Source organism: Pseudomonas sp. KCJK9058 (genome assembly GCF_046230975.1).
Taxonomy (GTDB): Bacteria; Pseudomonadota; Gammaproteobacteria; order Pseudomonadales; family Pseudomonadaceae; genus Aquipseudomonas; species Aquipseudomonas alloputida.
The window spans coordinates 22,515-46,308 of record NZ_JBJJLR010000023.1; the positions used below are offsets into that span (position 1 = coordinate 22,515).

Consider the following 23,794-nt stretch of genomic DNA (forward strand, 5'->3'; position numbering starts at 1 on the left):
GGCGTCAGCCTGACGCTACAGTCTTCAGACTCGGCCCTCCATGTCGTCGCGGAGGCAGAGATGCAGAACAATAGCCGTCAACCATCGGCTGCGGTCGATACCCTTGCCATGGCACAAGCATGCCAGGACCACTACATCGCACAGCGGCTGCCGGCCTGGATGAAGCGGCTGAGCGTGGCCGAATTCACCCTGCTGAGCGAGGCGCTGCCTGAACTGCTGGCCTGCCGCGCAGGCTTGGTGTCAGCGCTGGCGCGGCTACGCAACCTGAATGCATTTACCCAGCCCTTGCTGCAGCAAGCGCTCGGTGCCCACGGCGACCTTGACGTCGATCGCCTGTACTTTCGCCAGTGGTACACCTTTACCTCGCCCACGATCCATTATGTATCCAGTCGGCTTCCGGTTGTCGGCAGCGATTACTACGACATCCCTCTGCTCGAGGCCGCTTTGAGCAATTTCACCGCAGAACAGCAGCGCGACCAGCCACAGGGCAATTGCCTGGTCGATGTGCGCGGCGCAAGGCGTAGTGAACTGTCTGCACCGGGCTTCGCCAGGCTGTGTCGAGCGCTGGATCTTGGGCAGAAATACCAGGCGCATCTGGATTCGGTACTCCAGCCTGAAGTCAGGGGGGGGCTGACGCGACGGCAACGCTACAGCATGCTGGTGGATGCCCTGCAGGCCAGGGCGCAGGGCGTATTGAGCGCAGACGAACTGCGGTGGGTGGTGGCGCTCTGCACCAAGGACACGCTCGGCAAGCTCGAAGGCGCCTCGGTTCGCGTGCGCCAGTTGGCGGTGTTCGGTTGCCGCTTGCAGCAGATCGTCGTGCTGGACGTGATCGACGCGGGCTTGTTGTTCAACACCAGCAAGCGCGTGTTGGTCTATGTACCGGGTGACCCGCACGGCCCCTGGAGCGTGCGCAGCGACCTGGAAGATTATGCCCGCCGGGTGCTTGGCAAACGCCTGCGCGAAGATGACTACCGGCGCTTCTTCAACCGCTTCGTGCGCCGACGCGATAGCCAGCGATTCTTCTCGGCCGTCAGTGAGCGGCTCGATGACGTGCCCAGCTGGGCAACCCGCGACCTCGATGAGCAGACCTTTGCCTATCGCCTGCCATTGTTCGAACACCTTGCTGACGACTGGATTGCGCAGATCAAGGACGATGCTGCGGTCATCGCCCCGCCCGTAGCCTTGCTTGATCGCGAGGTCCAGGCCGAACACGCCCGCCGTTTGCGTGCTGAAGGCTGGACCCTGTTGGGTGTTGCAGGGTTTTTCGTTCCGGGCATCGGCGCGGTGTTGTTGGGGGTGATGGCCTGGGAACTGCTTGAGCAGACGTTCCAGGCGGTAGGGGACTGGCAGGACAACGAACGCAATGCGGCACTGGCGCACCTGCTGAATGTAGGCAAAGGATTGCTGGCTGTCGGGGCAACCGTTGCCGTCGTCGCCATGGCCCGACGCGCCTGGAGTGTGGTGGACAACCTGGTACCGGCGCAGCTGGAAAACGGTGAGGAAAAACTGTGGAACGCAGACCTCGGCCCCTATCGCTGCGAAAGCCCGTCAGATACGGCGGTGCCGGACATGGAGGGTGTGCACCGTGTTGGCGAGCGCCGCTGGATCAGCATGGACGGCCACTGGTATGAGGTGACCTGGCACAATGATGATGAACAGTGGCAATTGCTCCCTTACCAGGGCTATGCGCCGCCGCTCCGTCACAATGGGGCCGGCGCGTGGCGGCTGTGGTGCGAACAGCCCGCCGAGTGGGGCGACACACGCCAGTTGTTCCGCCGCCTGGGCGGGCCATTCAGCGACCTTGACGATGCGCAGATCGACCAGTCGCTGGCGATTCATGGCCTCGATGATCAGCACCTTCGGGCATGGCATGTGTATGGCCTTGCGCCGGAAGCAGCGCTGGTCGACACCGTCGCACGCGTGCGGCTCGCCGGCAGGATTGGGACGTTGATCAACCACTTGCGCGAGGGAGGGGTAACGGCAGACCCGCTGCTGCTGGAGCAGGTCATGCGCCTTCCACAGGCCGCCGGCAAGGACGGAGCAGCGTTGGCCGATGTGGCTTGGGCCGGGCGACGAGCACTGCTGCAGGCGGTGTACGAAGAGCAGAATCCCGACACGGAAACGGGCCGTCTCTTACGGCAGAATTTTGCCAGCCTGCACCGCCTGGCTGCGGATGAGGTGCTACGCGATGCCAGCGAGGATGACCTGCAGCTTTTGCGTGAGACGGGGCGCGTGCCGTTGCCGATGGCCGAGGCAGCAAGGTTGCAGGTTGCGCGGATTCGAATAGCGCGGGTGTATGAGGCGCTGAGCATCGATACGCCGCAAAACCTCGACCTGGCGCGTGTGGTACTTAATCTGCTGGTGCATGTGCCGGGGGCTGGCGGGCCCGGGTGGCGATTGTACGACGGTGATGCCAGCGAGCCGTTAGTGACGGTCGAGGGATCGGGGCAGACGTTTGACTTGCTTCATCGTCATGGGCTGTTCCGCCTGCGTACCCGAACGCACACGGTTGCCGGTGAGAGGGGGGAGTTGTTCGAGACCTTGGCCGCAGCCTATGACGACGCATCGCAAGCGGCCATCGGCCAAGGCCGGTCGTTTGTGCCTGCGCTGCGCCAGGCGCTGACCGACGTTGCTATCGAGCAACGCCAGACCGTGGTGAATCTGCTCAGGCTGGAACAGCCGACCGGCTCGTTTCTCCCGCCACAACGTCTGGCTGATGGCAGGGTTGGCTACCCCTTGGCGGGCGGCAGGTTCTGGGGGGCGCTGGGGCGGAACAGGCCTAGGGCGCTTCAGGCTCGGCTGCGTGATCTGTACCCAGCTTTCAGTGACGAGCAGATTGGGCACTGGCTCGCATCAGGCGACGCGCAGGCCAGGTTACATAGGCTGGAACAGCAATACGGGGTGCTCAAGAGGCACTTGACCCAGTGGGCGCGCAGTGCCTTGCTGTCATCAGAACTGCCCGCCCGGCGTGAGTTCAGAAAGGGGCTGATCAACTGCTGGCGCTGTCTTGTGCCGGAACTGCAAGGACAAGCAGCACTGGACGACGGGCGCTTCATGCTGACCCAGACCATCAGCCGCTTGGGCCACCTGCCGGCCCTGCCCGCGCAAGTGGGCTTTCCCCACGTTTCGATCCTGGCCTTGCGCGCCATGCGCGTGGAGCACGTTCCGGATGAGTTTCTGCGGGCGTTTCCCAACTTGCGCAACCTGGAAATCACCCATTGCCGACTCCGGCGTTTGCCATTGCCTCTGATGCTTGTCCAGAAGCTGGAGGTACTCGACTTGTCTGGTAACCAGATCACCCTCGACCAAGGCCAGGCGTTGGTCCTGGCAGATTGCCGATCCCTGGTGTACCTGAACCTTTCGGACAACCCGTTGCGCAGGGCATTTTCCGTCCAGGCAATGACGGAGCTGAATGCCCTCTACCTGTCGAACACCCAGTTGCCCGAGTGCCCCTACGGGCTGATGGACGCGCCAGAACTGCATACCCTGAACCTCAGCGGCAACCGTATTTCTGAACTGCCCGAGGGTTTTCATCAGTCGCAGCTGTGGCGCTTGGGCAGGGTCGAGCTTTCCGGCAATCGGCTGGGGGGGGCGCAGGTTGGGTTATCAAACTGGCATTTGCTTGAGGCCAGTCGCGTGCCTTACCGGTTGCGCATTCTGGATGCGCTGCCTGGCGAACGCCGAGATGAAATGGCTGCACTGTGGGCCCATCTGGAGGCCGAGGAACAATCGGAAGCGTTCTTCAATACCCTGTCGATGCTGACAGAATCGGGCGCCTTCAGCTTCTCATCGACTGCATCCGCGCTCGCGGCCCGTGTGTTCGACATGTTCCAGGCGATGTCTGAGCATGATGCCCTCAGGCAGGAGCTGTTCGAGCACGCTGCGGCGACCGGTTGCCAGGATAACGCCACCGCGCGTTTCGCCAACCTGGAACTGCGAGTGATGATATGGCGCACGAGGCACAGCGGATCTGCCCGGCCTGAACGGGCCTTGCTGAAGCTCGGTGCCCGGATGTGGCGGTTGGCGGTGCTTGAGCAAATTGCCGCTGAACATGCTCATCGGGTGGGGGCGAGCGCTGAATCGATCGAATTCGCCTTGGCCTATCGAATCGGCTTGCGCAAGTCTCTGGACTTGCCTGGCCAACCCGATGAAATGCTCTATGCAGGTATCCCTGCCTTGAGTAGCCAGGACCTTCTCCTGGCCCGTGAAAGGGTTCTGGCGCGACAGACCCGGGAGGGCATTGCTGATTACCTGTCACGCCAGTGGTTCTGGCAGGATTACTTGCGCAAGGCCTGCGCGGTTCGCTTGCAAGTGCCCCAATCCATGCACGCTGAGCTGGAACGGCTGATGGCGCTGGGGAATCGGGACGAGGAAATCGCGCGGCTGCAGATCCGCAATCAGCAACGCGAGCATGCGGTGTTGCTGCAGTTGACGCTGGAGGCGCTGGACCGGAACACGGTGCAGCGTCCGCTCAGCTAGCGGGTTGGCGGTTGTCTGAACGCAGGCATTAGCTATATAGCGCCTGGCGGGGAGCAGGCAACTTAGTCTGGCCTCTTTTCATGAAGAGGCCCCCGCTATGGACACCCCTTTGCCGTCAGATGCGCAGGCCGCCATCGACGCGTTCCAGGACGGCATCATCGGCAGGCGCCTGCCACCCTGGTTGCGTCATGCACCCGCTGAGCAACTGCCTGAGATCGGCAGGGCATTGTCAAACAGCCTTCGCTGCTGTGAGCAAGTGAACACGGTGCTGCAAGGCATCGAAGGCCTCGACAGTTTCGTCGCATCAGCCCTGGGAAAGGCCCTCGACGAGCGTTACGGGCTTGGCCGTAACCCGCACTTGCTCAGGTTCCTGGAGGGCCGCCGGGAAGCTGTGATCAACAGTCAGCCGGTGGGCGCGCACCTGACTACCGTGGTCTATGAAGAAAAGCCGCTGCTCGAAGTGGCATTGCGTAACTTCACGGCCGCGCAGGCGCAGGAAGGTGGCCAGCCGCGCGGTAACCGCCTGCTGCTTCCACGCCACGGCACGGTCAACCCCCCTACGAGCATCGAGTTTGCCGGACTGTGTCGTGAGCTGGACCTGGGTGAGCGCTATCAACGTCATCTGGATGCCATCCTCACGCCCACTGGCAGTGCCGAGCGCCTGGTATCGCAGCTTGTAGATGCCATGCGCTACACCATGCTTGTGGACGCCTACAAAGCCAGGCAAGAGGGAACGCTGGATGCCAGCGAACTCAATGTGATGGTAGCTGTGTGCGAGAAGGGAAAACTGCCGCGCTTGGCGGGCGACCTTGTGCAGGCCAGGCAACTGAAATTGCTGGGTTGCCAGATTGAGCAGGTGACCGTGTTCGTAGTGGTTGAGCAGGGCGTTTTGTTCAATACGACGCGTCGGGTGTTGCTTTACGTGCCTGGAGACCCTTTTTCGCCCTGGCGCGCGTTCGAGAGCCTCGACAAACTGAACCGCGAACTGGGCCGTCGCTTGCGAGACAAGGCTTACCAGCGTTTTTTCAGCCGCTTCGTGCTGCGGCGCGACAGCCAGGCTTTTTTCGCCCAGGTCGCGGAGCGCTTCGATGGCCTGCCGGGCTGGGCTTTTCGCGATCTCGAACCGCGCTTGCAGGCTTACCCGCAGCCGTTGTTCATCAGCCTGGCACAGGCACGTATCCACCAGATCAAGGACGATGCGGCGATGATCGCGGTGCCTGTGGCCAGACTGGATCGTGAGGTTCAGCGCCAGCATGACCTGCGCCTTGCAGCCGAAGGATGGGCGCTGCTCAACCTGGCCAGTTTCTTTGTGCCCGGGGTTGGCCTGGCGCTGCTGGCCGTGACGGCCTGCGAACTGCTGGGTGAGGTCTACCATGGCGCCGAGGCCTGGCAGCAAGGCGATCGTCAGGAGGCGCTCGACCATTTGACCCACGTGGCGACAGACCTTGCCGTGCTGGCGACCACAGTCGCCGGGGTGGGTGTCGCTCGACGGGTTTGGGCACGCTCTGCGAAGGTCGATGCCATGGTGCCGGCCCGGCTGGAGGACGGCACTGAGAAACTTTGGCAACACGACTTGACCCTGTTTCAAAGCCAGGCCCCCGTTGCGGCCTCGAGCCGGGATGCCTTGGGTATTCGGCGTCAGGACGGGCGGGCCTGGATCGAAATGGACGGGCATCACTATCGCGTGGCAGAGGCGGGTGATGATCAATGGCAGTTGTATCCGGTCGACGGCCACGGGCCGTTGCTGCGCCACAATGGCGCAGGTGCCTGGCGGTTGTGGAGCGAGCAACCGGCTCGGTGGACCGACAAATACCGCATGTTCCGGCGTTTGGGCGAACCCTTCAATGGGCTGAATGACGAACAGATCGATGAGGTTCTGCTGTTCCATGGCCTTGATGGTGACGACCTGCGTGGCCTGCATGTACACGCCCAGGCACCGAGCCCAGGGATGATCGACAGTGTGGAGCGGGTCAGGCTTGATCAACGCATCCGCAGCATGATTGGCCGTCTGCGCAGCGGCGAGCCGGTAGCAGATACAACAGTGCTCGATCACGCTCGGCGCCTGCCAGGCGCGAGTGGCCTGACAGATCAGGCACTGGCCGCGTTGGCATGGACACAGCGCCGAACACTGCTGCAGCACCTTTTCGAAGCCTTGCAGCCCAGCGACACCGCTGGCAGCGCGGCGTTGCGCCGGGTGTTCCCGAGGCTGAGCGCGCGCACTGCGCAAGCACTGGTACAGGCCGCCAGCAGCATTGATCGCACGCGGCTGCTGTCCAGCGGCAGGGTTGCACTGGGGCTCGCCGAAGCGGCAAGGGGCAGTGTGCTGGCTACCCGCCAGGCTCGGGTATTTGAAGCGTTGTACCTTGATACCCCGCAGCATGCAGACCTGGCACGGGTGGCCTTGGGCTTGTTGCGGTATCTACCCGGAGGTGAAGGTGTGTGCTGGCGCCTGTACGAAGGTTGCCTGGGCGGGCCGATGCTGGCGAAGACCGAGCAAGGGCAGCGGGCGTTCGATCTGGTGCACGTGAACGGTACGTTTCAACTGCATGGCAGCCAGGGCACGGCGCTGGGTGAGGCAGGTGAGTTGTTTGACGTCATGGCGCCAGCCTATACCGAAGCGCAGAGGGCGGCGATGGGGATCGGCGATCCATTTGCGCACAACCTCAGGGTGATACTGGCGCGCGAAGCGGCACGCCATCGTGATGAGATCAGTCGTTTGCTTGGCGCGGTACGCCCGGGTGCTGTCCGAGGGCCCATGCGCTTGGCCGATGGACGTATTGGCTACCCACTGGGTGGTGGCGGAGTAGGTGGTTTCGCATCAAGGGGGAGTGCCCTGAGGGCAACGCTGCGCGATCTCTTTCCGTGGTTGAGTGATGAGCAGGTCGAGACCTTCGCCGATGACGCCAGGCGTTCAGGGCAGCAGATTGAACATGTACTGGCTGACCTTCGCAATGAGTTCGCCATCCTGCGCATCACACTGAATACCTGGGTGGCACGAGGGCAGGGCGATGTCAGGGAAGATCGAGAGGCTTTACGCCAGACGTTGTTCAATTGTTGGCGGCGGTCGGTGGGCGTGGGGGAACTGCAGATCAATGCACAGGAAAACCTCCACGTCATGTTCTGCAATTTCAGATCGAGCGGCTTGCCCAACATACCCCCACAGGTCAGCTTCAGAGGTGTGACCAGCCTGTCGCTGCTGCACCTTGACCTTCTGGAGGTGCCCAGCAGCCTATTGCTGGCTTTCCCTAACCTGCTAACCCTCGATCTGGGAGGGAACCTGTTGACGCGCCTTCCGCAGCCGTTGCTGCAGATACCGCAGTTGCGGCATCTGAGCCTGACCAATAACCGGATCGTCCTGAACACTGCACAAACCGCCACACTGGCCAGTTGCACGAGCCTGCAGTCTCTCGACCTGTCCCACAACCCCCTGGGGAGCAGGTTCACGTTGGCGGGTTTGGCTGAATTGCGTTGGCTGAACTTGCGCGACACACAGATCTCGCAGTTTCCACTGGGCGTGTTCGACAACGCTCAGTTGGTATCCGTTGACTTGCGGGATAACCGGATCAGGCACATTCCAGAGGGCTTCTACCAATTGCCCGTGTGGCATCGGCGGCGGTTTCGCTTGAATGCGAACCCCTTGGGCGAGGCCCAGACGTTACGCTTGCAGGCTTCGTTGAGCAGCGTCGATCCGGCCCTCGACGAGGAGCAAGTGCTTCTGCGGCTGCAGCACGCGCGTGAAGTCTGGGGGGATGCCGTGGCCCCGGAGCATCGCGGCTTGATGCTTGCTGCCTGGGACTCGCTGGATGCAGGGCAGGACGCCGAGCGTTTTTTCCGTGTGCTTCGCCAGTTGTTGCTGTCCGAAGACTTCCGTGTCAATGCGCGTGCACTGGGCAATCGGGTAATGGCGGTATTGCAAGCGATGGCCATTACGCCAGAGCTGCGGCAGAACTTGCTGTCAGTGGCCAATGATGAGTGGGGGTGCCAGGACGGTGCAACCTGGTGCTTGAGCAACCTTGAGCTGAATTTGCTGGTTTGGCAGGTTGAGCACGCGGCTCAGGGAGAAAGCGAACGCGCTTTGCTAGACCTGGGCAGACGTTTATGGCGCCAGGATGCAGTCGACATGTTCGCTACCCGATGGGCGCTACAGCATGGCAGGACGCTGGAAGGAAGCGAGGTGGGGTTGGCTTTCAGGATCGGGCTGAGGGAGCGTCTCGACCTGCCATTGCAGGTGGGAGAAATGAGCTTTCTTGCGATCTCAGGCGTCCTGGAGGCGGACCTTGCAGAGGCGGAGGCTGCGGTGCGGGATGCAGAAACACCGGAAGAGATTGCCCGCTCCATGGTTGACCGTGAATTTTGGCAGGCGCACCTGGAGCGTTCCCATCCTGAGCGATTCGCTGCGGTCGACCTGCCGTTCAGAAGGCAGCTTGAAACCGTGCTTGACGACGAAGCGCTGAGCGAAGGGGCCAGGATCGACCAGGCGGATGCCATTCGTGATGCTCAGCGCGCTGCACGCAGAGGGCTGATGCTGGATATGACGATTCAAGCGATGGAAATGGGACCCAAGGGGCCCTCGATCGATGTACGTTGACATGCGCTCAGGGCAAAGGCTTGCCCGGCCCTGCCAAAGCGGCTTTGGGCTATGCTCAGTCAAGCTGAATGTGGTTTGTACCAGCGCCGTAGTCTTGGCTTCAGGTGGCTCGGAAATCGACAGTTACTTTTGCGCACCCCGTTCTGGAATGAAGTGGTTTAGGCTCCCTGTCGGATTTTTCTCCGTGATCTGTAGTCATTGGTTTATCGAGACAATAAGGAGATACGCATGCTTGTCCGGTCACTGACCCTCGCAACCTTGCTTGCTGTTGCCGGCCCCCTGTTTGCCGCAGACAGTGATGCGCCTCTAGCCAAGGAACTGGGCAAGGCCAGACCATTGGTGGTTATCGCTCCCAGCAGTGCCGACCCAACGTTGCGGGGGCTGAACAAAGCGCTCGAAGACCCGGCCACCCAGGCAGCGTTCAAGGAGCGCAACCTTGTCCTGTACAGCGTCGCCAACATGATGGGCAAGCGAGAGGACAAGAACCTCGAGCAGCAGACCACAATGGCCCTGATTCGGGAACTGAAGCTGGGTGCGAGCAAGGGTACCAAGGTGATCCTGGTGGGCAAGGATGGTGAGCGGCACATGCTCAAGGACGACGACACCGGCGAGGCCATCGACCCACAGGTGATCCTCAAAGCGGTCGATGAACTGCCTGCCAGCGAAAAGGCGGTGGCGGCGCCCGAGCCCGTAGCGGCGGCCCCGCAAGCCAAGGACAAGGACAGCAAGCCAGCCAAGCCCGCCAAGCCAGCGGCCCCGCCCAAACCGCTGGAAGACTGATCACGCCTGATGGCCCCAAGGCAACTTGGGGCCCGTTGCCGGGTGGTGTGTATCGCACTGTATCTGCCTGTGCTGCAGACCTACTGCCATACAAAAGTGCGCCTGGCACGATACATCCACGACAAACCGCAACGGCCTAATGGCTCCACTTTCCAACCCCAGTGGAGCTGCATCATGACTCAAGCAAAAAACACCCTCGGCCTGCTCGGCGCCGCCCTGATCGGCAGCATGGCATTGAGCAACAGTGCGTTCGCCGTCGAGCCGCTGGCTCAAGGTTACCAACTGGCCTCGGCCAAAGTGGCCGGCGAGGGCAAGTGTGGTGAGGGCAAGTGCGGGGGGAGCGGCAAGGCTTCCCAAAGCGAAGGCAAGTGCGGTGAGGGTAAGTGCGGCGCCGGCGCCAAGGCTGGGGCTGAGGGCAAGTGTGGTGAAGGCAAGTGCGGTGACGCTTCGTTCGCCAAAACCGACAGCAATCACGATGGCAAGGTCTCGCGCGATGAGTTTCTGGCGGTGGCCAAGGACCGTGCCCGTGATTTCGACACGATCGACCGCAACCATGACGGTTTCATCTCCGAGCAGGAAGCGGCCGATCACCTCAAGGCGATTTACCAGGCCAATGGCAAAGCCATGCCTGATGGCTTGTTCAGCCACCTGACCGGCAAGCCCTGACGTTCTACCCCATGAAACGCCACAACGCTCCTCCTGCTGGCCAGGCGGGGCGTTGTGCTTGTTGGAGAACTTTTATGTGTCCTGCGATGTTGAACATCGGGCTAGGCTTGCGTCGCGGCCTGTTGCCGGAACTGCTGGCCATGGAGGCGGGTGCAGTGGACTTTCTCGAGTGTGCGCCGGAAAACTGGATTGCCGTGGGCGGCGCCTATGGCAAGGGCTTGGCCCAGTTGGCGGAGCGCTTTGCTGTCACCTGCCATGGGTTGTCTTTATCGCTGGGTGGCAGTGCCCCGCTGGACCGCCATTTCCTTGAGCAGACCCGGCAGTTTCTCGAGCGATACCAGGTGCGACTGTACAGCGAGCACCTGAGCTACTGCAGTGATGACGGGCACCTGTACGACCTGATGCCCATCCCGTTCACCGATGAAGCCGTACACCATGTGGCCGCGCGCATACGCCAGGCTCAGGAGCAGCTGGAGCGGCGCATTGCCGTGGAGAACATCAGCTACTACGCCGCGCCGTATCAGGCGATGAGCGAGCTCGACTTCATCCAGGCGGTGCTCGAAGAGGCGGATTGTGACCTGCTGCTGGACGTCAACAATGTCTATGTCAACGCCTGCAACCATGGCTACGACGCCCAGCAATTCCTTGCAGGCTTGCCCCCGGCGCGCGTGACCGGGATGCACGTTGCCGGGCATTACGATGAAGCGCCTGACCTCAAAGTGGATACCCACGGGGCGGCCGTGAAGGAGGATGTCTGGACGCTGTACGCCAGCGCTTGCGTGCGCTTTGGGGTAAAGCCGACGGTGCTTGAGCGTGATTTCAACTACCCGCCCTTGGCCGAACTGTTGGCCGAGACGGCGCGTATGCGTGCTGCGCAATGCGCTGCCGGAGGGCAAGCAGATGAATGAGACCCTGCGTGCGCAGCAGTATGCCTTGGCCCGTCACCTGCGCGACCCACAGTGCCATGCCCCGCCGCCCGGCGTCGAGGCCCGGCGCCTGAAGGTTTACCGTGAATTGTTCTATGGTGCCATCGAAGGGTTGCTGGCTGGCAGCTTCCCGGTCATGCGCCAGGCGTTGGGCGAGCAGCGCTGGCACGCCCGAGTACGTGATTTCTACGCCAGTTACCGTTGCCAGACGCCGTTGTTTACCGAAATTGCCGAGACCTTCGTCGACTACTTGCAAGGTGTGGCGCTGGACACCCCTTGGCAGTTGGAGCTGGCGCATTATGAGTGGGTCGAGGCGCAGCTGTACCTGAGCGATGCCGAGGACCCGGCGCATGACCCGGGTGGTGACCTGCTGGCTGGAGCGCCGTTGTTGTCTTGTGTGGCGCGGGTGCTGGCCTATCGTTGGCCGGTGGAACGCATTGGCGGGGACTACCAGCCAACGGCTGCCCCAGCATCGCCGAGCTTGCTGCTGGTTTATCGCGATGCCCGGTTGCAGGTGCGTTTTGCCCGGTTGGCACCTATGGCGTATCGGTTGCTGGTGGAGCAGGGGACTGGAAGAGAGCGGCTGCAGGCATTGGGCGGGGATGTGCAGCAAGGGTTGGCATTGTTGGAGGCATTGCGCGAGCAGGGCGTCATTGTCGGAACCGTCTGAAGGCATAGGGGGCTGCGCAGCAGCCCCCGATCCTCATCTGCCGAACCGCATGCCAAGCCAATGATCCAGGCTAAGGCGCCCGGCGCCCTTGAGCAGCAGGGGTAGTAACGCCACCAGGTAGATCAATGGCAATTTGTAATTGCCGAAGCCCTGGTCGGTAATGGCATAGCCTTGGGCCAGCTCCGCCAGGCCCGACCAGTGCGCCGGCCAGTGCACTGCCGCTATCGCTACAACGGTGACCACCATCAAACCCAACGATGCCAGCCGGGTACCCAGGCCCAACAGCAGCAGCAACGGCAGCACCAACTCGGCCCACATCGACAGCTGCCAGTTCAGCTCCGCGGGCAGCAGGTTGAAGGGGAACGGGAAGTTGGACTGCAGGTCGGCGAACCAGTTGCTGCCATTGAATTTCTCCAGGCCGGATTCGAAAAACTCCCAGGCCAGAAATACCCGTAATGGCACGTCGGCACTCCAGCTGCCGAGGCGATCAACGGTGGTCAGGGTACGGGTCAAGGTCGTCATTTGCGGTGCTCTCTCAGGCAAGGGCGCGGGTGCTGCGGCGTTGTTTACGGGCCACTTTGGCGGTGAGCTTGACGGCGATGGCGCTGAACATCAGGGCGAACGCCAGCGGGTACCACCCCCCCATGGGGATGCGTTTGTAGAACGACAGGCAGAACACGGCAGCCAGTACCCACATGCCGCTGCTGTGCAGCGCTTGCCAGGCACGGCCGCCCAACAGCCGCATGGGGGGCTTGAACGAGGTGGCGGTGAGCAGCAGCACGAACAGGTAGCCGACTGTGCCGGGCAGGCTGGAAGTCAGTGTGCGGCCGGCCCAGAACAGCTCGGGAAATTGCTGGGCGTAGCGATAAATCAGCACGCCGTGCACGGTGTGGGAGAACGCGAATGCCAACCCCAGGTAGCGTCGCTCTTGCAGCATGCGGCGGCTTGATGTGCCAGGCAGCAAGGTCACCAGCGACGAGGCCAGGAACGCCAGCAGGAACAGTGCGAACGAGCTGCGTGCGGTGGCACGAATGGCACTGCGCAAGCCGTCCGGGTCAGGTTGGCTGGCCAGGACTATGGCGGTCATCGCCAAGGTCAGGCCGGCGAGGGCGGCGAACAGCTTCCAGCCGGAGGGCAAGGTGAGGGCTTTCATCAGGGACTCCCGGGGTGTGGTTGTGTGACCGGGAGTGTCTCGGGGCGGGGTATCTGCAGTGTGTCAGGGGGATGCAGTTGTGTATCTGTTTGTAGAGGCGACCTCGCGTTTTACAGGAACGGCCCGATCGAGATCCAAGGCCGTTCCTGCCAACGATCGCACTTCAGGTGAGTTCGATCTGCGCGCACAATCCGCCCTGTTCGCGGTTGCTCAGGGTCAGCCGGCCCCCCATGGCCTGGATCAGCTGGTGGGCAATGGCCAATCCCAAGCCGGTGCCACCCGTGCTGCGATTGCGTGAACCTTCCACCCGGTAGAACGGCTTGAGCACTTCATCCAGCTCGTCACCGGGTATCCCTGGCCCGTTGTCGAGCACGCGGATGATGGTGGTACTGCCCTCGCGTGACACTTGCAGCTCGGCAGCACCTGCAAACTTCAGGGCGTTGTCGACCAGGTTCACCAGTACCCGGCGCAGCGCATGCGGGCGTGTTTCAAGCAGGGTATCGCTGCTGCCGTGGCGTTCGACCTGGGCGCCGCTGTCCTGGTAGTCGAATACCAGGCTGTCGAGAAAGGCATCAAGGTTGACCCGGCAGGTCGCTTCGGTGCTGCTGTCCATGCTGCGGGCATACGCCACGCCTTCGCGCACCAGGTGTTCCATTTCATCCAGGTCGCTCCAGAACTTGTCCCTTTCGACCCCCTCATCCATCACTTCGACCCGCAACTTCATGCGAGTGATCGGGGTTTGCAGGTCGTGGGAAATGGCCGCCAGCAACTGCATGCGTTCCTTGAGGTGGGCAGCAATGCGCGCCTGCAGGGCGTTGAAGGCCACGGCAGCGTAACGCACCTCGCGTGGCCCGCTTTCATCCAGTTGCACGCCGGGCTGGTCCGGGTCGAGGTTGTCCACTGCCTGGGCCAGACGGGTTAGCGGGCCGATGGCCAGGCGTACCGCCAGCCAGGTACACAGCAACAGCACAGCCAGCTGAATCAGCAGCACCACGGGCAACCAACGGGCTACCGGGACCGGTGCGGGTGTCACGTCGATGGTCAGTGGCGCGCCGTCGGCCAGGTTCAGGTGCGCCTGGAAGTGCGCATTGGGCCCCGGGATTTCCAGGAAGGTCAGGCGGTAGTCGCTGCCAATGGCCTTGACGATCGACGCGGCGGCCATCGGTGGGTCACTGCTGGCCATCGCTTCGCCTGCCAGGCCCTGGTCGAGGCGATAGCGGTAGGTGCGCCGTTCCAGGCGCGGCAGCCAGGCGGCACGCTCGGCTGCAGGCAGGCGATCGAGGATGGCAACCGAAGTCGCCACGTCCTGTTCGAGGTTGCTGAGCATCATCGAACGGCTGCTGATGTAGCGCTCGTAGGCCTGCAGGCCGAACGACAGACCATAAGCCAACACCAGGCCGGTGAAGAAGATCATCGCCAGGCGCGAGGCCAGGGTGCGCGGCCATTTCATGAGGGGGACTCGAGCAATTGCACCGGCAGCGAAAACACGTAGCCCTCGCTGCGCACGGTCTTGATGCAGCTGGGCTCGCGGGCATCGTCACCCAGGCGCTGGCGCAGGCGGCTGACCAGCAAGTCGATGGAGCGGTCGAAGATGTCGGCTTCGCGGCCCTGGGTCAGGTTAAGCAGCTGTTCGCGGCTGAGCACCCGCTGCGGGTGGTCGAGGAACACCCGCAGCAGGCGGTACTCGGCGCCACTCAGGGCCACCAGGGTGCCTTCGTTGTCGAGCAGGTGGCGCGCGGTGGTGTCCAGACGCCACTGACCGAAACCCAGCAGGCGGCTGCTTTCACTGATGGTCAGGTTGGGCGGCAGCATGCGTGTGCGGCGCAGCACGGCGTTGATGCGGGCGAGCAGTTCGCGGGCCGAGAATGGTTTGGTCAGGTAATCGTCGGCGCCCATTTCCAGGCCGATGATGCGGTCGGTTTCGTCATTGCGGGCGGTCAGCATCAGCACCGGCGTATTGCGGTGCTTGCCGGCGCGCAGCTCGCGGCACAACAGCAGGCCGTCGTCGCCAGGCATCATGATGTCGAGCACGATCAGGTCGACGCTGTTGGCTTCGAGAAAGGCGCGCATCTGCCGGCCGTCGGCAACGATGCTGGTGCGCAGGCCGTTCTTCTTCAGGTAATTGCCGACCAGTTCGCGGATCTCGCGGTCGTCGTCGACGATCAGGATGTGATCGACGTGTTCCATGCGCTGGGTTCCTGTGCAAAGGGGGTTGGGCGCAGTGTACCGAGCGCGTTCGCCCTTGCCTGCGGGAGTTTGTATTGCAGTGTATCTGGCACGGGTAGGGATACAGCAGGACGCATATCACAACGCTGGGAGACACATGCGGGATACCTGGCTGACGTGAAATGGCTCTCGACCGGGGAGCAACACTCCCCACCCCAAGTGTTACCCAGGAGAGATGCCATGAACGTCAAGACTATCGCCAGCGCCAGCCTGTTCGCCGTGCTCAGCTTCGGCGCCATCGCTGCCCAGGCCGCCACGGCCCCGATGCAGGATGGCGGGGTCATGCAGTACCGCTACGGTGAGCCTCTGGATGTGAAGAAAGTGCTGTCGGTGCAGGACGATCAGAGCAACGCCTGCGGCCTGGTGAACACCCGAATGGACTACCTTGACTCCCATGGCCAGCGGCAAAGCGTGCAGTACCGCACCTACGCCACGGGCGGTTGCCATGACAATTGATCGGCGCCGGATGCTCAAGGCAGGTGGTTTTGCGCTGGCGCTGATGGGGCTTGGGTTGGCTGGGCACCTGAAGGCACGCGACAGCTACGGCGCCATGCCGTCGCTGTCAGGCGCCAGCCAGTGGTTGAATTCGCCGCCCGTGGATGCCCCGGGGCTCAAGGGCAAGGTGGTGCTGGTGGACTTCTGGACCTGGGACTGCATCAACTGTCGGCGCAGCCTGCCGCATGTGAATGATTGGGCGCGGCGCTATGCCGATCAAGGGCTGGTGGTGGTGGGGGTACACACGCCCGAGTTCGACTACGAGCATGATGTGGACACGTTGCGGGACAAGTTAGCCCGGTTGGGTATCGGGTATCCGGTGGCGGTAGATAATGACTACAAGGTGTGGAATGCCTGGGGCAACCAGTTCTGGCCTGCGCATTACTTTGTCGACCGCAAGGGGCAGGTGCGCCATGTGCACGTTGGCGAGGGGGATTATGGCGAGCAGGAACAGGTGATACAGGCGTTGCTGGATGAAAAAGGGTGATTCTCCTGTACCGGCCTCTTCGCGGGCATGCCCGCTCCCCCAGGGAGAGTGCAATAAGTAACGTTTGCGCAGTACCTGTGGGAGCGGGCGTGCCCGCGAAGAAGCCAACACTTTTCTATCAGGTGAAACTGGCAAAGTGCGCCTGCATCCGGGCCGCATCCGCCTGCCGCCCGCTGAACAGCTCGAATGCCTTCACCGCCTGGAACACCGCCATGTAGCTGCCATCCAGTGTGCGGCAGCCCAGTGCCCGGGCCGCGCGCAGCAGTTCGGTCTCCAGCGGGAAGTAGATGATCTCTGCCACCCACAGGCGGGGATGCAGCAACGCCACCGGCAGTGGCGTGCCCGGTAGCTTTGCCATGCCCACCGGCGTGGTGTTGACCAGCCCGTCCGCTTCGGCCAGTGCTGTGGCCAGGTCGGTGCCAAGCACGGCGCGCTCTGCGCCGAAATGGGCGTTCAGGTTGTCCACCAGCGCCTGCGCACGGGTCGCATCCACTTCGAACAGCACCAGCCGCTCTACCCCTTCACCCAGCAGGGCATGGGCCACGGCCGAGCCAGCGCCACCGGCACCCATCTGCACCACCTGGCGCCGTGCAACGTCGGGCAGGCCACGGCGCAAGCCTTCGGCAAAGCCCAGGCAATCGGTGTTGTGGCCGACGCGCTTGCCGTCCTTGAGCACCACGGTATTTACCGCGCCGATACCGCGGGCCTCGTCGGACAGTTCGTCGAGCAACGGCAGGATCGCCTGCTTGAACGGGTAGGTAATGTTCAGCCCGGTGAAACCGGTATGTTGCGCGGCTTCGAGCAGGCCGGGCAGGGCGCTGTCGTCCAGTTGCAGCTGGTCGGCGTCGATCAGCCGGTACAGGTAGCGCAGGGCCTGGGCGTCGCCTTCGTGTTCGTGCAGGGCCGGCGTACGTGACAGTTGGATGCCGCGGCCGATCAGGCCGGCGAGGATGGCTTGCTGGCTCATGCCGCACGCTCCTGCAACAGCTCGGCGAAGTGGCTCAGCGCCATGCGGTAGCCGTGGCTGCCCAGGCCGCAGATGACACCGACGGCGATGGACGATACGAACGACAAGTGACGGAACGGCTCGCGTTTGTGCACATTGGACAGGTGCACCTCGATCACCGGCAGTTCGCTGGCCACCAGGGCATCGCGGATGGCGACCGAGGTGTGCGTCCAGGCGCCGGGGTTGATCACGATGCCGGCGCAGCGGCCACGGGCGGCGTGGATCCAGTCGATCAGTTCGCCTTCGTGGTTGGTCTGGCGGAATTCGATTTCCAGGCCGTGGGCGTGGGCAGTGTCGGCACATCCCTGAGCCAGGTCAGCGAGGGTTTCGTGGCCGTACTGGGCAGGCTCGCGGGTGCCCAGCATGTTCAGGTTGGGGCCGTTGAGCACGAGAATAAGGGGCTTCATGACGGGCATCGCTTTGTTGTTGTTGAATGCACGTAGTTTTGTACTGACTGGTTAGTTCCGTCAATTGGCCAAGATCGTCGCACCGGGAAAGTGGGCGATTATCGAACTTATTGGGCGTTGAATGCCCTGTACCCAGCCGTGCAAAGCTGCCCCTGCAACGAACTGCAGGGCGTCATTACACAATTGTAATCTTGCCGCCACCGCCCCGATAACCAGCCCTTTCTACAGTCCCTCGCCAATGCTTCGCCCAGAGGACTGTTTCGTGCCCATCCCCCGCAAGATCGCCTTGCTCTGTCTGCTGCTGGCCAGTGCCACCGGCGCCCAGGCCAGCCAGGTGCTGAGCCTGCCCCAGGCGCTTACCGCCGCTTTCGCCCAGAACCCGGAGCTGGCTGCAGCCGGCCGTGAAATTGGCATTGCCGATGGCGAACGGCGCCAGGCCGGGCTGCTCCCCAACCCGGAGCTGGCCTGGGAGGTCGAGGACACCCGCCGCGACACCAGCACCACCACCGTCACCCTCAGCCAGCCGCTGGAGCTGGGCGGGAAGCGCGGCGCACGTCTCGCCGTGGCGGGTGCCGGCCAGGCCATTGCCCAGCTTGACCTGGAGCGCCAGCGCAACGCCCTGCGGGCCGATGTGGTGCAGGCTTTCCACGCTGCCTTGCGTGCACAGACCGCGCTGGAGTTGGCTCAGCAGTCGCAGGCGTTGACTGAACGAGGTCTGCGGGTGGTGCAAGGGCGGGTTACGGCAGGCCAGTCATCACCGGTGGAGGCCACCCGTGCCCAGGTGCAACTGGCCCAGGCCCAGGCCGAAGTGCGCCGCGCGAAAACCCAGCGCAGCGTGGCCTACCAGGCCTTGGCCCGGTTGACGGGCAGCCCGCTGGCAAGCTTCGACCGGTTGCAGGCAGCCAACCTTTCGCCAGGCATTGCGCCGGGTGCCGACACCTTGCTTGACCAGGTCGAAAAGACTGCCGAATGGCGCCTGGCCGCTGCCCAAGTCGAGCGCGGCGACGCCTCCCTGGGGGCGGAAAAAGCCCAGCGTATCCCCAACCTCACCGTCAGCCTTGGCAGCCAGTACAGCCGCGAAGACCGGGAGCGAGTGAACGTGGTTGGCCTGTCCATGCCGTTGCCGCTGTTCGACCGCAACCAAGGCAATGTTCTGGCAGCTGCGCGCCGCGCCGACCAGGCGCGTGACCTGCGCAATGCCGTGGCGCTGCGTCTGCGCAGTGAAACCCGTAGTGCCATCAGCCAGTGGGAGACGGCGATGCAGGACGTTGAAGCCTATGACCGCACCATCCTGCCTGCTGCGCAGCAGGCCGTGGACACCGCCACCCGCGGTTTTGAAATGGGCAAGTTCGCTTTCCTCGATGTACTCGACGCCCAGCGCACGCTGATCGAGGCTCGCGGGCTGTACCTCGAGGCGCTGGCCTCGGCGACCGACGCGCGTGCACAAGTGGAGCGGATCTACGGCGATCTCGATGGCGTGAGCAACAAACCCAATAGCAGGAGCAACAATGACTAACCCACGCAAGCTAGCCCTTCTGGCTGCCGCCATTGCTGCGCTTGGCCTCACGGGCCTGGCCTGGACCGGCAACCTCGGCCAGGCGTCCAAGGCTCAAGCCCCCCATGACGACCATGGTGAAGACAGCCACGGCCATGCTGCAGCGCAGGCCGTCGAAGGCCATGCGGAGAAGGAGCACGGCGAAGAAGAAGGCCAGATGCACCTGTCTATCGCGCAGATCGAATCGGCTGGCATACAACTGGCTGACGCAGGCCCCCGTGAGCTGGGCACCGCCATCAGCTTCCCGGGTGAGATCCGCTTTGACGAGGACCGCACCGCTCATGTGGTACCCCGCGTGCCGGGTGTGGTCGAAGCGGTGCACGCCGAGCTGGGCCAGGCGGTCAAGCGCGGCCAGGTACTGGCGGTGATTGCCAGTCAGCAGATCTCCGACCTGCGCAGTGAGCAGCAGGCCGCTCAACGTCGCCTGGAACTGGCGCGGTTGACCTTTCAACGGGAACAACAGCTGTGGCAGGAGCGAATCAGCGCCGAGCAGGATTACCTGCAGGCACGTCAGGCGCTGCAGGAGGCCGAGATCGCCCTGGCCAATGCTCGGCAGAAGGTCGCAGCGGTGGGGCCGGCCGGTGCCGGCAACCGCTATGAACTGCGCGCCCCCTTCGATGCGGTCGTCGTGGAGAAGCACCTGACCGTGGGCGAGGTGGTCGACGAGACCAGCAACGCGTTCACCCTGTCCGACCTGAGCCGGGTGTGGGCCACCTTCGCCGTGGCCCCTCGTGACCTGGGCAAGGTGGTGACCGGCCGTGAAGTCACGGTCAGTGCGCCGGACCTGGGCGCCCAGGTTCTGGGCAAGGTCAACTACGTCGGCAGCCTGCTCGGCGAGCAGAACCGTGCCGCCACTGTGCGTGCCACACTGGCCAACCCCAATGGCGCCTGGCGCCCCGGGCTGTTCGTCAATGTGGCTGTCAGCGTCGACCGCTTCGATGCCGCCGTGGCGGTGCCGGAAAGCGCCCTGCAAACCTGGGAGGCGCAGACCGTGGTGTTCGCCCGCACGGAGGAAGGCTTCGAGGCGCGCCCGGTGAAGACTGGCCGTCGCGATGCTGGCCAGGTGGAAATCACCAGCGGCCTGGCCGCCGGTACTCAGGTTGCGGCCGCCGGCAGCTTTGTCCTCAAGTCGGAACTGGGCAAGGGCTCGGCCGAGCACAGCCACTGATCACGGGGACACCTGCATGTTCGAACGCCTGATTCAATTTGCCATCGAGCAGCGCCTGGTGGTGATGCTGGCCGTGGTCCTGATGGCCGCGGTGGGTATCCACAGCTACCAGAAACTGCCAATCGATGCTGTGCCGGACATCACCAACGTCCAGGTGCAGATCAACACCGCCGCCCCCGGCTATTCGCCGCTGGAGACCGAGCAGCGCATCACCTTTGCCATCGAGACCGCGATGGCTGGCCTGCCAGGGCTCAAGCAGACCCGCTCGCTGTCGCGCTCGGGCCTGTCGCAAGTCACGGTCATTTTCGATGATGGCACCGATATCTTCTTCGCCCGCCAACTGGTCAACGAGCGCCTGCAGGTGGCCCGCGAGCAATTGCCTGAGGGCATCGAGGCGGGCATGGGGCCGATCTCCACCGGGCTGGGGGAAATTTTCCTGTGGACGGTGGAAGCCCAGGAGGGGGCGCTCAAGGAAGACGGTACGCCTTACACCCCAACTGACCTGCGGGTGATTCAGGACTGGATCATCAAGCCGCAGCTGCGCAATGTACCGGGTGTGGCCGAGGTCAACAGCATCGGCGGCCATGCCAAGCAATACCTCATTGCACCAGAGCCCAAGCGCCTGGCGGCCTACAAGCTCACCCTCAACGACCTGATTGCAGCGCTGGAGCGCAATAACGCCAACATTGGCGCTGGCTATATCGAGCGCAATGGCGAGCAGTTGCTGATTCGCGCGCCGGGCCAGGTGGCCTCGGCCGAAGACATTGCCAACATCGTTATCTCCAGCGTCGACGGCACGCCGATCCGCGTCAGCCATGTCGCCCAGGTTGGCCTTGGCGAAGAGCTGCGCTCGGGGGCAGCCACCGAAAACGGTCGGGAAGTGGTGCTGGGCACGGTGTTCATGCTGATTGGCGAGAACAGCCGCACGGTGTCGCAGGCGGTCGCTGCAAAATTGGTCGAGATCAATCGCAACCTGCCCAAGGGCGTAGTCGCCGTGACGGTGTACGACCGCACCAACCTGGTGGAGAAAGCCATCGCCACGGTGAAGAAGAACCTGATCGAAGGTGCGATCCTGGTGATTGCCGTGCTGTTCCTGTTCCTCGGCAACATTCGCGCTGCGCTGATCACGGCCATGGTTATCCCGCTTTCGATGCTGTTCACCTTTACCGGCATGTTCAGCAACAAGGTCAGTGCCAACCTGATGAGCCTGGGCGCGCTGGACTTCGGCATCATCGTCGACGGCGCGGTGGTGATCGTGGAAAACGCCATCCGTCGCCTGGCCCATGCCCAGCAGCGCCACGGTCGCATGCTGACCCGCGGCGAACGGTTCCATGAGGTGTTTGCCGCTGCCCGCGAAGCACGCCGGCCGCTGATCTATGGGCAGTTGATCATCATGGTGGTGTACCTGCCGATCTTTGCCCTGACCGGGGTCGAGGGCAAGATGTTCCACCCTATGGCCTTTACCGTGGTCATGGCCCTGTTGGGCGCGATGATCCTTTCGGTCACGTTCGTTCCGGCAGCCATTGCCCTGTTCGTCACCGGCAAGGTCAAGGAAGAGGAAGGCCTGGTGATGCGTACGGCACGGCAGCGCTATGCCCCGGTGCTGGCCTGGGTGCTGGGCCGGCGCAAACTGGCATGTGCCGCCGCCGCCGCCCTGGTGCTGTTGTCGGGCGTGATGGCCAGCCGCATGGGCAGCGAGTTCATCCCCAGCCTCAGCGAGGGTGACTTCGCCCTGCAGGCCCTGCGCGTGCCGGGCACCAGCCTGTCGCAGTCGGTGGACATGCAACAGCGCCTGGAGCAGGCGATCATCGCTCAGGTGCCGGAGGTGGAGCGGGTGTTTGCCCGCACCGGCACTGCCGAGATTGCCTCCGACCCGATGCCGCCGAACATTTCCGATGCCTACGTGATGCTGCGCCCGCGCGAACAATGGGTTGACCCGGGCAAACCGCGGGATGAGCTGATCGCCCAGGTGCAACGCGCCGCTGCCAGTGTGCCGGGCAGCAACTACGAGCTGTCGCAGCCGATTCAGCTGCGGTTCAACGAGCTGATTTCCGGGGTGCGCAGTGATGTGGCGGTGAAGCTGTTCGGTGACGACATGGAGGTGCTCAACCGCACTGCCGCACAGATCGCTGCCAGCCTGCAAGGGGTGTCGGGCGCGTCCGAGGTGAAGGTGGAGCAGACGACGGGCCTGCCGGTACTGACCATCGACATCGACCGTGACAAGGCCGCACGTCATGGCCTGAATGTGGGCGATGTGCAGGATGCCATCGCCATTGCCGTGGGCGGCCGCACCGCCGGTACGCTGTATGAAGGCGACCGCCGCTTCGACATGGTCGTGCGCCTGTCGGAGACCTTGCGTACCGATGTCGACGGGCTGGCCAGCCTGCTGATTCCGGTTCCGGCCAGTGCCGCTGAGGGGGCCGGGCAAATCGGTTTCATCCCGCTGTCGCAGGTCGCCACGCTGAACCTGCAACTGGGCCCGAATCAGGTGAGCCGCGAGGATGGCAAGCGCGTGGTGGTGGTCAGTGCCAACGTGCGTGGACGCGACCTGGGCTCGTTTGTGCAAGAGGCTGAGCAGGCCCTGATCGACCAGGTGCAGGTACCACCGGGTTACTGGACGCGTTGGGGAGGGCAGTTCGAACAGTTGCAGTCGGCAGCCGAGCGCCTGCAGGTGGTGGTGCCGGTGGCCTTGCTGCTGGTCATGGCGCTGTTGCTGATGATGTTCAACAACCTCAGGGATGGCCTGCTGGTGTTCACCGGCATCCCCTTTGCCCTGACCGGCGGGGTGCTGGCGCTGTGGGTGCGTGATATTCCGCTGTCTATTTCTGCCGGCGTCGGGTTCATTGCATTGTCGGGAGTGGCAGTGTTGAACGGGCTGGTGATGATTGCCTTTATCCGCGGGCTGCGCGAGGAAGGGCGCACGCTGCGGGCGGCGGTCGAGGAGGGGGCGCTGACCCGCTTGCGGCCAGTACTGATGACGGCGCTGGTGGCCTCGCTGGGGTTCATACCGATGGCCCTGGCTACCGGGACCGGGGCAGAGGTGCAGCGGCCACTGGCAACGGTGGTGATTGGCGGAATCTTGTCTTCTACCGCGCTGACATTGCTGGTGTTGCCGGCGTTGTATCAGTGGGCGTATCGGCGGGATGAGCAGCAGGAAGGCTGAGTACGTGGGGCTGCAAGGCAGC

At 63.3% G+C, this 23,794-nt stretch carries 17 protein-coding genes; 11 read left to right on the plus strand and 6 right to left on the minus strand.

What is annotated here, in order from left to right; all coding sequences use genetic code 11:
* The first annotated feature begins 60 nt into the window (after positions 1-60).
* The 6 genes from ACK59Z_RS14160 (at position 61) to ACK59Z_RS14185 (ending at position 12,112) form a co-directional block, all read left to right on the plus strand.
* Positions 61-4,482 carry an NEL-type E3 ubiquitin ligase domain-containing protein gene (locus ACK59Z_RS14160; RefSeq protein WP_409293274.1) on the plus strand — a complete coding sequence of 1,474 codons (4,422 nt, stop codon included), beginning with the start codon at positions 61-63 and terminating at the stop codon, positions 4,480-4,482.
* A gap of 97 nt (positions 4,483-4,579) precedes the next feature.
* On the plus strand, positions 4,580-9,070 hold the full coding sequence (locus ACK59Z_RS14165) for an NEL-type E3 ubiquitin ligase domain-containing protein (protein ID WP_409293276.1): 4,491 nt from the start codon (positions 4,580-4,582) through the stop codon (positions 9,068-9,070).
* A 228-nt stretch (positions 9,071-9,298) separates the two neighbouring features.
* A complete protein-coding gene (locus ACK59Z_RS14170; protein ID WP_003250449.1) occupies positions 9,299-9,850 on the plus strand; it encodes a DUF4174 domain-containing protein in 552 nt (183 codons plus the stop codon).
* A gap of 174 nt (positions 9,851-10,024) precedes the next feature.
* On the plus strand, positions 10,025-10,516 hold the full coding sequence (locus ACK59Z_RS14175) for a hypothetical protein (protein ID WP_003250451.1): 492 nt from the start codon (positions 10,025-10,027) through the stop codon (positions 10,514-10,516).
* Between the two features lie 74 nt (positions 10,517-10,590).
* Positions 10,591-11,424, plus strand: a complete 834-nt coding sequence (locus ACK59Z_RS14180) for a DUF692 domain-containing protein (protein ID WP_409293278.1) — start codon at positions 10,591-10,593, stop codon at positions 11,422-11,424.
* On the plus strand, positions 11,417-12,112 hold the full coding sequence (locus ACK59Z_RS14185) for a DUF2063 domain-containing protein (RefSeq protein WP_108191384.1): 696 nt from the start codon (positions 11,417-11,419) through the stop codon (positions 12,110-12,112). The genes ACK59Z_RS14180 and ACK59Z_RS14185 overlap by 8 nt, the downstream gene beginning before the upstream one ends.
* A 33-nt stretch (positions 12,113-12,145) precedes the next feature.
* On the opposite strand, the gene ACK59Z_RS14190 is transcribed toward ACK59Z_RS14185, so the two are convergent.
* From ACK59Z_RS14190 to ACK59Z_RS14205, 4 genes are all read right to left on the minus strand, one after another.
* Complete coding sequence (locus ACK59Z_RS14190; protein ID WP_014591610.1) at positions 12,146-12,634, minus strand: DoxX family membrane protein; 489 nt, start codon at positions 12,632-12,634, stop codon at positions 12,146-12,148.
* 13 nt (positions 12,635-12,647) lie between these two features.
* Positions 12,648-13,265, minus strand: a complete 618-nt coding sequence (locus ACK59Z_RS14195; protein ID WP_019752007.1) for a ferric reductase-like transmembrane domain-containing protein — start codon at positions 13,263-13,265, stop codon at positions 12,648-12,650.
* A gap of 163 nt (positions 13,266-13,428) precedes the next feature.
* The gene (locus tag ACK59Z_RS14200) at positions 13,429-14,715 is read right to left on the minus strand and encodes a HAMP domain-containing sensor histidine kinase (RefSeq protein WP_108191386.1); all 1,287 of its coding nucleotides are present in this window, start codon (positions 14,713-14,715) and stop codon (positions 13,429-13,431) included.
* Complete coding sequence (locus tag ACK59Z_RS14205; RefSeq protein ID WP_056800498.1) at positions 14,712-15,452, minus strand: response regulator; 741 nt, start codon at positions 15,450-15,452, stop codon at positions 14,712-14,714. Before ACK59Z_RS14205 ends, ACK59Z_RS14200 begins: the two co-directional genes overlap by 4 nt.
* 219 nt (positions 15,453-15,671) lie before the next feature.
* On the opposite strand from ACK59Z_RS14205, the gene ACK59Z_RS14210 reads away from it, so the two are divergent.
* Positions 15,672-15,947 (plus strand): DUF2790 domain-containing protein, encoded by a 276-nt coding sequence (locus ACK59Z_RS14210; protein ID WP_004573749.1) that lies wholly within the window; start codon positions 15,672-15,674, stop codon positions 15,945-15,947.
* Between the two features lie 10 nt (positions 15,948-15,957).
* Positions 15,958-16,473: a thioredoxin family protein gene (locus ACK59Z_RS14215; RefSeq protein WP_041168480.1), complete on the plus strand. Its 516-nt coding sequence runs from the start codon at positions 15,958-15,960 to the stop codon at positions 16,471-16,473.
* A 118-nt stretch (positions 16,474-16,591) separates the two neighbouring features.
* Here the strand turns inward: ACK59Z_RS14215 and ACK59Z_RS14220 are convergent, their stop codons facing one another.
* Both ACK59Z_RS14220 and aroQ read right to left on the minus strand, forming a co-directional pair.
* Positions 16,592-17,440, minus strand: a complete 849-nt coding sequence (locus tag ACK59Z_RS14220) for a shikimate dehydrogenase (protein WP_003250467.1) — start codon at positions 17,438-17,440, stop codon at positions 16,592-16,594.
* Positions 17,437-17,886 carry a type II 3-dehydroquinate dehydratase gene (gene aroQ / locus ACK59Z_RS14225; protein WP_003250469.1) on the minus strand — a complete coding sequence of 150 codons (450 nt, stop codon included), beginning with the start codon at positions 17,884-17,886 and terminating at the stop codon, positions 17,437-17,439. Before aroQ ends, ACK59Z_RS14220 begins: the two co-directional genes overlap by 4 nt.
* Before the next feature lie 262 nt (positions 17,887-18,148).
* Between aroQ and ACK59Z_RS14230 the strand changes: the two genes are divergently transcribed.
* From ACK59Z_RS14230 to ACK59Z_RS14240, 3 genes are read left to right on the plus strand one after another with little or no spacing between them, the layout of a single operon-like run.
* Complete coding sequence (locus ACK59Z_RS14230) at positions 18,149-19,402, plus strand: TolC family protein (RefSeq protein WP_003250472.1); 1,254 nt, start codon at positions 18,149-18,151, stop codon at positions 19,400-19,402.
* Entirely contained in the window at positions 19,395-20,609 is a 1,215-nt protein-coding gene (locus ACK59Z_RS14235) for an efflux RND transporter periplasmic adaptor subunit (RefSeq protein WP_108191388.1), read from the plus strand. The genes ACK59Z_RS14230 and ACK59Z_RS14235 overlap by 8 nt, the downstream gene beginning before the upstream one ends.
* Positions 20,610-20,625: 16 nt before the next feature.
* A complete protein-coding gene (locus tag ACK59Z_RS14240; RefSeq protein ID WP_054888678.1) occupies positions 20,626-23,772 on the plus strand; it encodes an efflux RND transporter permease subunit in 3,147 nt (1,048 codons plus the stop codon).
* The last annotated feature ends 22 nt before the right edge of the window (positions 23,773-23,794 follow it).

Bases quoted from the DNA above. Each gene is read 5' to 3' on its own strand.
- ACK59Z_RS14160 (WP_409293274.1), top strand. From the start codon at position 61: ATGCAGAACAATAGCCGTCAACCATCGGCTGCGGTCGATACCCTTGCC.
- ACK59Z_RS14165 (WP_409293276.1), top strand. From the start codon at position 4,580: ATGGACACCCCTTTGCCGTCAGATGCGCAGGCCGCCATCGACGCGTTC.
- ACK59Z_RS14170 (WP_003250449.1), top strand. From the start codon at position 9,299: ATGCTTGTCCGGTCACTGACCCTCGCAACCTTGCTTGCTGTTGCCGGC.
- ACK59Z_RS14175 (WP_003250451.1), top strand. From the start codon at position 10,025: ATGACTCAAGCAAAAAACACCCTCGGCCTGCTCGGCGCCGCCCTGATC.
- ACK59Z_RS14180 (WP_409293278.1), top strand. From the start codon at position 10,591: ATGTGTCCTGCGATGTTGAACATCGGGCTAGGCTTGCGTCGCGGCCTG.
- ACK59Z_RS14185 (WP_108191384.1), top strand. From the start codon at position 11,417: ATGAATGAGACCCTGCGTGCGCAGCAGTATGCCTTGGCCCGTCACCTG.
- ACK59Z_RS14190 (WP_014591610.1), bottom strand. From the start codon at position 12,634: ATGACGACCTTGACCCGTACCCTGACCACCGTTGATCGCCTCGGCAGC.
- ACK59Z_RS14195 (WP_019752007.1), bottom strand. From the start codon at position 13,265: ATGAAAGCCCTCACCTTGCCCTCCGGCTGGAAGCTGTTCGCCGCCCTC.
- ACK59Z_RS14200 (WP_108191386.1), bottom strand. From the start codon at position 14,715: ATGAAATGGCCGCGCACCCTGGCCTCGCGCCTGGCGATGATCTTCTTC.
- ACK59Z_RS14205 (WP_056800498.1), bottom strand. From the start codon at position 15,452: ATGGAACACGTCGATCACATCCTGATCGTCGACGACGACCGCGAGATC.
- ACK59Z_RS14210 (WP_004573749.1), top strand. From the start codon at position 15,672: ATGAACGTCAAGACTATCGCCAGCGCCAGCCTGTTCGCCGTGCTCAGC.
- ACK59Z_RS14215 (WP_041168480.1), top strand. From the start codon at position 15,958: ATGCTCAAGGCAGGTGGTTTTGCGCTGGCGCTGATGGGGCTTGGGTTG.
- ACK59Z_RS14220 (WP_003250467.1), bottom strand. From the start codon at position 17,440: ATGAGCCAGCAAGCCATCCTCGCCGGCCTGATCGGCCGCGGCATCCAA.
- aroQ (WP_003250469.1), bottom strand. From the start codon at position 17,886: ATGAAGCCCCTTATTCTCGTGCTCAACGGCCCCAACCTGAACATGCTG.
- ACK59Z_RS14235 (WP_108191388.1), top strand. From the start codon at position 19,395: ATGACTAACCCACGCAAGCTAGCCCTTCTGGCTGCCGCCATTGCTGCG.
- ACK59Z_RS14240 (WP_054888678.1), top strand. From the start codon at position 20,626: ATGTTCGAACGCCTGATTCAATTTGCCATCGAGCAGCGCCTGGTGGTG.